The 7,756-nt window shown below is 48.6% G+C and carries 11 protein-coding genes and 1 pseudogene; 10 read left to right on the forward strand and 2 right to left on the reverse strand.

All coding sequences use genetic code 11. The annotated features are described in order from the left end of the window. A partial coding sequence (locus QZL71_RS12445) for a plasmid recombination protein (RefSeq protein ID WP_294649014.1) occupies positions 1–1,173 on the reverse strand: 1,173 nt, incomplete at its 3' end. 685 nt (positions 1,174–1,858) lie between these two features. Here QZL71_RS12445 and QZL71_RS12450 point away from each other — a divergent pair. The 7 genes from QZL71_RS12450 to QZL71_RS12480 all read left to right on the forward strand — a co-directional run bounded on the left by QZL71_RS12450 (position 1,859) and on the right by QZL71_RS12480 (position 6,391). After that, the gene (locus QZL71_RS12450; RefSeq protein ID WP_256267040.1) at positions 1,859–2,689 is read left to right on the forward strand and encodes a helix-turn-helix domain-containing protein; all 831 of its coding nucleotides are present in this window, start codon (positions 1,859–1,861) and stop codon (positions 2,687–2,689) included. After that, positions 2,673–3,338: a sigma-70 family RNA polymerase sigma factor gene (locus tag QZL71_RS12455; RefSeq protein WP_097779249.1), complete on the forward strand. Its 666-nt coding sequence runs from the start codon at positions 2,673–2,675 to the stop codon at positions 3,336–3,338. The genes QZL71_RS12450 and QZL71_RS12455 overlap by 17 nt, the downstream gene beginning before the upstream one ends. A 64-nt stretch (positions 3,339–3,402) precedes the next feature. Continuing rightward, positions 3,403–3,933 carry an RNA polymerase sigma factor gene (locus tag QZL71_RS12460; RefSeq protein WP_097779250.1) on the forward strand — a complete coding sequence of 177 codons (531 nt, stop codon included), beginning with the start codon at positions 3,403–3,405 and terminating at the stop codon, positions 3,931–3,933. Continuing rightward, entirely contained in the window at positions 3,926–4,615 is a 690-nt protein-coding gene (locus tag QZL71_RS12465) for a DUF4367 domain-containing protein (protein ID WP_294649017.1), read from the forward strand. The genes QZL71_RS12460 and QZL71_RS12465 overlap by 8 nt, the downstream gene beginning before the upstream one ends. 470 nt (positions 4,616–5,085) lie before the next feature. Further along, entirely contained in the window at positions 5,086–5,361 is a 276-nt protein-coding gene (locus tag QZL71_RS12470) for a hypothetical protein (RefSeq protein ID WP_143405954.1), read from the forward strand. A gap of 95 nt (positions 5,362–5,456) precedes the next feature. Next, a complete protein-coding gene (locus tag QZL71_RS12475; RefSeq protein ID WP_294649020.1) occupies positions 5,457–5,855 on the forward strand; it encodes a hypothetical protein in 399 nt (132 codons plus the stop codon). Then, the gene (locus tag QZL71_RS12480; protein ID WP_129872948.1) at positions 5,852–6,391 is read left to right on the forward strand and encodes a hypothetical protein; all 540 of its coding nucleotides are present in this window, start codon (positions 5,852–5,854) and stop codon (positions 6,389–6,391) included. Before QZL71_RS12475 ends, QZL71_RS12480 begins: the two co-directional genes overlap by 4 nt. An 83-nt stretch (positions 6,392–6,474) precedes the next feature. Here the strand turns inward: QZL71_RS12480 and QZL71_RS12485 are convergent. Then, positions 6,475–6,579, reverse strand: a pseudogene (locus QZL71_RS12485) (DUF6061 family protein); the annotation flags it as partial. 123 nt (positions 6,580–6,702) lie between these two features. Here QZL71_RS12485 and QZL71_RS12490 point away from each other — a divergent pair. The 3 genes from QZL71_RS12490 to QZL71_RS12500 all read left to right on the forward strand — a co-directional run. Beyond that, on the forward strand, positions 6,703–7,008 hold the full coding sequence (locus tag QZL71_RS12490; RefSeq protein ID WP_294649023.1) for a type II toxin-antitoxin system RelB/DinJ family antitoxin: 306 nt from the start codon (positions 6,703–6,705) through the stop codon (positions 7,006–7,008). Continuing rightward, entirely contained in the window at positions 7,005–7,325 is a 321-nt protein-coding gene (locus tag QZL71_RS12495) for a type II toxin-antitoxin system RelE/ParE family toxin (protein WP_294649026.1), read from the forward strand. Before QZL71_RS12490 ends, QZL71_RS12495 begins: the two co-directional genes overlap by 4 nt. A 13-nt stretch (positions 7,326–7,338) precedes the next feature. Beyond that, positions 7,339–7,756: recombinase family protein (locus tag QZL71_RS12500; RefSeq protein ID WP_294649029.1), on the forward strand; the 418-nt coding region annotated here is incomplete at its 3' end.

Here is a 7,756-nt window from a genome sequence, read left to right on the forward strand (position 1 = left end):
GCGCACCAGTTCGGGCGCACGGTGGAGAGCATCCAGATAGGGTTTCACGTCGTACCACAGGTCGTGGTACTTGTTGCTCCAACGAACGGCCTCTTTCTTGGCGGTGGAAAGTTCTTCTTTCAAGCGGCGGTTCTCCACGTCCATCATATAGCCGTGGTCGGCTTGCTTTTTCAGTTTGGAGAATTCTTCTTCGGTCAGCGAATAGTTGCCGAGGAAGGTTCGCTTACCGATATAATCCAGATCGCGCGCGTGAATGAGGGCTTCTTTTGTGAGCGTGGCCTTTTTCTGAACAGCGGCAAGTTCCTTCTCCTTTTTGGAGAGGGTCTGACTGGTTTTGGCAAGCGACTGCGCCTTTTGGTCGGCTTGGGCGGTCAGGGAGTCCAGCCGTTCCTGCTCCCGTTGAACTTTGAACTGGGTGACGGTCAGGTGTTCTTCGGTGCTGCCACGTTCGCCGCGCTCTACATCGGTATACCCAGCATTGTGCATATAGTTGAAGAAATCGTCTTGCAGGATGCTGTACGACTTCTTCAGGACGGGCTTGCCGTTCTTTTGCAAAACAGGCTTTCCGGCATCGTCCAGCAGGGGCTTGGATGCCCACTTCTCGCTCCGGCTGACCTGCATGACAGTCTCCTTGACGGTGCCGACCAGTGCCTTGTCCTTGCAGCGTCTCGACCACAGGATCTGCTTTTCCACCACAGGCACATAGACCACATGGAGGTGGTAGTGGTAAACTTCGCGGCCTAGTGCTTCGGTCATGGCACGGTTGATCTCATCAGCGTGCATGACGGCGGAGAGGATATACTGCTCACGGCCCACGATCTGGACAGCGGCTTTATAGGCATCTGCGTAGAACTGCTTGGCGAACTCATAGCCACCGTGATTGTCAAAATAGGCCGAGTTGACATCAAAGACAAGCTCGCAATAATGGGTAGCATCCGGCTTCAAGCCGCGCGTTGAAATCGTACCAGCGGTTTCCAGTTGGGCGAATAGGTCAGTGTAGCTGGCGGTTGGCTTTTTGAAGTGGACGTTCCATGAGGCGCGCTGGGGGATAATGTCGGGGTTTCGATAGCTGTCCTTTTCGCGCTCGTTGTGCTGCTGGGTGTTACCAACGGCCTTATCCGAAACGGCGAGGTTTCGGACACTTGTGCGGTCAATACCATCACTTCTTGCCAAAGGGCATCCCTCCTTTCGGGGTTCAGAGGAGGGTGACGGGGACGGAGATGCACTTCCCCGGAAGTGTAATAACCCACTATGACACTTTCATCCCTATGGGCTGCAAAGTGTAGTGGGCTCTTCGAGGACTCTCCGAGGGGGAACGTCTCCTGCGGGAGAATTACAATCAAGTTCGCACAATGCGAACTTGATTGCTCCGTACGCATCCGAAAAAATCGCGTACGGACTTCAAATAATCTGTACGGTCTGTACGGCGTACGGAAATTTGAAATATGAACGATAGCACGTTTTAATTTACTTGAATTTTCCGTACAGGTGCGTACAAGTACAGGCCGTACAGGTTGTACGAACTTCTTCCGTGAAAAAAATGCACTTTTTACGGGCAGGGGTGGACAAGCGGTTCGATGTCCACAAAGCCCTGCACTCTGCGGCCACCGGGCAGGGCGGTGTTATGTGTTGCACCAGAGACCCCAAAGTGGGAACTCTGGTGTTTTTTGCTTCCTGCCTGAATATACGGAAAATTTTGCAGGAAAGGCGAAAAAGCGGCAGAACTGCAACGGAAAAAGAAAAAAGCCCTTACTGGTTGCAGGGCTGCAACAGCAAGGGCGGAGAGGTAACCGTATATTGAACAAAACGGCAGAGCGTATTATAATGAGGAAAAAGCTCAAAAAGAAGGACCGACCACATGGCACAGGAATATCTGCCCGCACCATCCAACATCCGCCTTGCGGACTTGATGAAAGAGCACAACATCAGCCAACCGGAGCTTGCCAAGGAAATCGGCTGCTCCAAAAGCACCATCAGCCGCTTCATCAGCGGCGCAAAAGGGACGCTGACCCATGAGCAGGTGCTGAAAATCGCAAGGCTGTTTAATGTGTCCACGGATTTTCTGCTGGGAGAGACCAACATCCCCGACCGCAAGAATTACGACATTGCCGAACTGGGCTTGTCCGTAGAAGCTGCAAAGAACCTCTACACAGGGCGTGTCAATACAGAGGTGGTCAACCTGCTGTTGGAAAACGCCCGCTTTGCAGAACTTACTTACCGCATAGCGCAGTATTTTGATGATACCTTCGCATCCGGCATCGCAGCACAGAATGCCATGCTCACGACATTGAGCACCCTGCTGCGCACAAAGGTCAAGACCCCGGAAGCAGCTAAAGCCGCAAAGGACATCAGCCTTCGGAGAAAGCCAGTATACCAAGGTGACCTTGATGACATCGAGATGTACTTTATGGCGGCGGTCAAGGAAATCAAAAAGGGTATCGGGAGCCACTACGCCGAACAGGAAGCCATGAGCAAGAAAGTGGCAGAGAAGATGTTCACCGAATTGACCAAGGGGCAGGATGTACAGCACCCAACGATTACAGCAGAGCAGCTGACGGATGCAATGTTGGACAGTGTTTCGGGCATGGAGGGAGCTACGCCGGAAGCACTGGAACAGCTGCGGAACGGTCTGCTGGGAATCTTGCAGTCTGCCGCAGAGCAGGAAAACGCCCATGAAGCAGACGAATGAACGGCTTTGTGCCCTGGCGCAGAAAGGCGATGCCGCCGCACTGGACAGCCTGATCGAAAACAACAAGTCCTTTATCGGCAAGGTGGCAAATGACCTTTTCCGCAGTATGAATCTGGCACAGGCTGGCCTGAACCTTGACACGGACGATTTGAAACAGGCGGGCAATCTGGGCTTATGGAAAGCTGTGCCGAAGTTCGATGCAGCGCGCGGCATGAAGTTCCTGACCTATGCGGCTCCTGCCATCCGCAACGCCATGATGGACATGGTACGAGATGCCTTTGCCGCTTTTGAGCAGCGGATGGTAACGGAGGACAAGGACGGCGTCTGCTACCAGCGCGTTTCGCTGGACGATGTTCTGCCGGGAGAGGAACAACTGCGGCGCATTGAAGCCATAGCCGACCCCTACGCCATGCAGCCGCAGAGTATTATGGAAGAGCAGGAATCGCGCCGGGAACTGTACGATGGCCTGAAACGGCTGACCCAACGGGAGCAGACCTATCTGCTGTACCGCTATGGCTTCACCGATGGCGAGGAACATCCGCTGATCGGCACGGCGATATACTTTCACCTGACGAAAGGCCGCGCCAAAAAGACGGAGGAACAAGCTATGGATAACCTGTGGCTGGAACTGCCGTGGTGGTTTATCTGAATGGGCAGAGAGGAATTGTGTCAAATTGACATAATTCCTCCCGATAAGAGGGATGTGAGCGAAAATGCTGGCAATGTATCTGGCAGTTCTGGATGACCAGAGCGGTGAAGAACAATTTGTAGATGTATACAATACCTACAAGCGGCTGGTCTACCATACTGCTTACAAAATTATGGGCGATTCGTATCTGGCAGAAGATGTACTGCAAGAGGTGTTTTTGTACGTTGCCAAAAATTTTTCTAAAATTCATCGAGAAAACTGTCACGAACTCGCCGCTTATCTCGTTAGTTGTAGTAGAAGCCGTGCATACGATATGCTTCGCAAGCAGCGAGAAGAACCGCTGGAAGAAGTCCCGGACGCACCAGACGATGCCCCGGTGCCGGACGATGCAGTAGTCAGCACCGATAACATCCAACACCTGACAGAATTGATTGGACAGATGAAACCGATGTACCGTGACCCACTGCGCCTTTTAGCAATGGGCTACACCAACCGGGAGATTGCCGAATCGCTTGGACTGACGGATGAAGTGGTTCGGATGCGGCTTTTCCGTGGAAGAAAACTATTGTGGAAGGAGCTAAACAGCCATGAGTGAGCGGACAGAAGTTTCTTTTGACGCTGCATTGATGATGGCACTCCGTGCAGATGCACAAAAAGAACTGGACGAACTGCCAACTCCAGCACAGCTTAAGGAACGCTACCCGGACACGTCCCGATGGGATGCTCGCCTGAAAGCGGCATTGCATAAACGCCGCCCGGTGCTGAAGCGAGTGCTTGTTGCGGCCCTGACGCTGATAATTCTGACCTTCGGTGCGCTTGCAGTAAGTGCAGACTTCCGCAAGGCGGTCTATACGATGATTCAGAAGTTCCTGCCCATTGAGATGCAGCTGACGTATCAAGTGGACGGCGAACCGTTGGAACGATTACCGGATGGATACAGCGATCATTATGTGCCGGACGGCTTTGAAATGGACGATGCGCAGAAATTTGAACGAGCAGAAAACTTTTTACATGTTTACTCGTCAAAAGAAACAGAGGAAAGCTACACTGTCCGTTGTTCAATTATCCAGCCGGGGCAGCAGTCCCTATTTGATAATGAGCATACAGTGTACGAAACCGTAAAGGTCGGAGAAGCAGATGCAACTTTGGGAACGAGTGCAAGCGAAAACGGAGACGCCGTTTATATTTTAAGCTGGGAGCGAGGAGGCGTTTCAAACACGATTATGGGAAACACCTCCCGAGATGAGATTATGAGAATTGCTGAAAACGTATTTTAATATGAGACACCATGCTGTTTGTTGAAATTGACAAATAGCATGGTGCTTTTTTGTATAAGCATACAAACATAACAATAAGCAGAAATTTTTTCAAAAAAGTTGTCACAAACACAAGGCAAACTACGTTGACTAATATATGAAGTAGGCACATGGGTATACGACACTGTTACTCAATGGTTTGCTGAACGAGCAGAACAAGCTTATGAAGATGCAAAAAATACTGGAGAACCAACAGATAAACATTCAACGCAAAGTACTTCTGAAGGCTCTTCTCTGCCTAAAACCGGAACCCCGTATTCGTCTAAGGATCTCGAAGATAGTGAAGGTGTGAAGCAAAGAAGATATTACGATAAGAATGGAAATGCGGATATGGATATTGATTATCGCCACGGGGGAACAGGCCATACGTTTCCCCATAGACATGATTGGAACAATGGCGTACGAGGGCCTGCATATTAAGGAGAACAACTGTGAACAACGTACCGTTTAAGATGATTATTGAGGATTTAAATTGTGGACGCGAAATAGAGTTTGCTTATCATGGAAAGAAATATTCAATTACAAACAGTGAAGGCTATTGGAATTTTTGCTGTGACACTGACGGAATCATTATTGAAAGACTTTGCCCTTTCAATGATAAAACAAAACTTATAGAACGCGTTTCTAACCTAAATGTTGAGGGGGTTCTGCTTTCAACAATTTTTGATAAAGCAAAATATGACGCACAATCGCTTTGCATCTTATAAATTTTGCTTTTGATTCTAAATTATGAGAGGGTGATTCCGGTGCAGAAAAATAGAACACATATTTCAAAAATAAAGATGAAAGGAAAGGGTTGAAAATGGATTTTCTTAAGCAAAAAGGGCCATTAGCAAGAGACTTCTGCAACACGTTGATTTACATTATTTCGTTAGTGTCATTAAAGCCTGCAAGCCTTCAGAGTGTGTTGACAGAACTTCAATGGAATGGGATGTGGTTCTTTTCTCTGGCATTTTTCGCTGTCATCTTTATGGAAATGCTGTCCGATTTTTTGCTGGTTACAGATCGCTGCACTGCATGGAAAGCATTAAATGGAAATGTCAGCGAAGCCGAATTTCACAATCTTCAGCAGATTGTCCTATGCGAAAATCAGAAAGTTTCCATTGAGAAGAAACTTGCAAGTACGATACTACTGGTTCTGATGATATGTGCAACTGCTGCATTTGTGTGGTTTACCTTTTGGTATAAGGTTTTGTTATGAAAGAGATAATTATTATACCACATATTGGAATTGGACAATTAAAATTAGGCATGACGTCAGATGAGCTAGAAAATGCTCTTCTAGAAATGAAGAAACATTGGTCGAATTCTTCTGATGAAGCAATGCAAATGGAATGTTGTGCGGAAACCGATGACCCTAATTTGATAACCGGACGATATATGGATAACGCTTCGTTCTTTCTTGTGCAGTACCGGAACGGAAAAGCTACTGAAATCGGCATCCAGCGTGATTTGTCTAAAGTGGCATCAATAAAATTGTTCGGGATGGATATGTTTAATACAGCTGCCGAGTGTATTATTGATAGCTTAATGAAAAAGGACAACGTTATTTGCAACGAAAAGGACTTGCAACTGGGAACGGAATATTTTTTTCCCGAAATTGGAGTCCGACTCTGGAGAGAGCGAGCATTTCATCCCAAATTGTTGAAAGACCCGTTATACATGGAAGAAATGCAGGCGGTATTAGAAGACGAATATCAGTATCAGTATTTTCAGATGGTTACCATAATAGGTTGAACTACTAACTAACCATGAGCCCTCTATTTGTAACAACTGCAAGTAGAAGGCTCTTGGTTTACTTTGGATATTTTAATTAAAAGTCAGTATTTCAGTCTGCCATGGTCACAACCGAGTGAGAGATAATGCTCAATCTCACCACCTAGCACTAGCTGGGCATACTCCAAAGATTTATTCTAACGAATGAATATTTTGCGCTTTGAACAATTTGACGATTGACATATTGTGCAATATGGAGAATTTCAAATGTCACTTAGTTCTCGATTGACTTGTAATGCAGAAAGCATTACAATAAATTCGAGGTGATAACCATGGAAAAAACGATGATGCTGAACGTCAGGGTCAGCCCCAGCGTCAAACAGCAAGCCGAGGATGTGCTGAAGCAGCTTGGCATCCCAATGGCAACAGCCATTGATATGTACCTGCGCCAAATCACGCTGACGGGCGGCATTCCTTTCTCTCTATCCCTGCCGAAGGCTCCTGCGGCTCTGAACGCTGACATCATGACCGATGACCAACTCCATGCAGCCTTGCAGGCGGGCATCAAAGAGATTCAGAACGGTGATACTGTGGATGCGGCAAGCGCATTCGCACAGTTCAGGGAACAGCACAGATGAAGCAGTATGACGTGAAAATTTCCTATGCAGCCCTCAGCGATATGGAGCAGATTTACAGCTACATTGCCGACCGTCTGCTGGAGCCTGACACGGCTATGGGGCAGTATAACCGTATTGCAGAAGCCATCCAGTCGCTGAACATCCTGCCGGAACGCTGTGCGCTGGTGGAAAGCGAGCCGGAGCGCACCCAAGGGCTGCGGCAGATGCTGGTGGACAACTACTCGGTGTTCTACATCGTGGGCGAGGATACCGTGTCTGTGGCTCGTGTGCTGTACAGTGCATCCGACCTTGTGCGCCGTCTGCGGAGAATGAAGTGAAAGGGGTGTTTGCATGACCGCCGTAATTTACGCCCGCTATTCCAGCGACAACCAGCGCGAAGAATCCATCGAAGGCCAGATTCGTGAATGTACGGCTTATGCCGAAAAGAACGGCATTACGGTAGTTAAGCACTACATTGACCGCGCCCTTTCCGCCAAAACGGATAACCGCCCGGACTTCCAGCAGATGATCAAGGACAGCGAGAAGCGGTTGTTTGATATTGTGCTGGTCTGGAAACTTGACCGCTTTGCCCGAAACCGCTACGATTCGGCACACTATGAGTATCAGTTGGAACGAAATCATGTCAAGCTGGTATCGGCCACAGAGCCTATTTCTGACAGCCCTGCGGGTATCATGGTCAAGAGTATGCTCACCGGCATGGCTGAATACTATTCCGCAGAACTTTCTGAAAAGGTCGTGCGCGGCATGA

The sequence above is a fragment of the uncultured Faecalibacterium sp. genome, assembly GCF_900066275.1.
GTDB lineage: Bacteria > Bacillota > Clostridia > Oscillospirales > Ruminococcaceae > Faecalibacterium > Faecalibacterium taiwanense.

Coding starts and splice junctions, on each gene's coding strand:
- QZL71_RS12480 (WP_129872948.1), top strand. CDS start 5,852: ATGAAAGAGATAATTATTATACCACATATTGGAATTGGACAATTAAAA.
- QZL71_RS12465 (WP_294649017.1), top strand. CDS start 3,926: ATGAGTGAGCGGACAGAAGTTTCTTTTGACGCTGCATTGATGATGGCA.
- QZL71_RS12475 (WP_294649020.1), top strand. CDS start 5,457: ATGGATTTTCTTAAGCAAAAAGGGCCATTAGCAAGAGACTTCTGCAAC.
- QZL71_RS12495 (WP_294649026.1), top strand. CDS start 7,005: ATGAAGCAGTATGACGTGAAAATTTCCTATGCAGCCCTCAGCGATATG.
- QZL71_RS12450 (WP_256267040.1), top strand. CDS start 1,859: ATGGCACAGGAATATCTGCCCGCACCATCCAACATCCGCCTTGCGGAC.
- QZL71_RS12455 (WP_097779249.1), top strand. CDS start 2,673: ATGAAGCAGACGAATGAACGGCTTTGTGCCCTGGCGCAGAAAGGCGAT.
- QZL71_RS12460 (WP_097779250.1), top strand. CDS start 3,403: ATGCTGGCAATGTATCTGGCAGTTCTGGATGACCAGAGCGGTGAAGAA.
- QZL71_RS12490 (WP_294649023.1), top strand. CDS start 6,703: ATGGAAAAAACGATGATGCTGAACGTCAGGGTCAGCCCCAGCGTCAAA.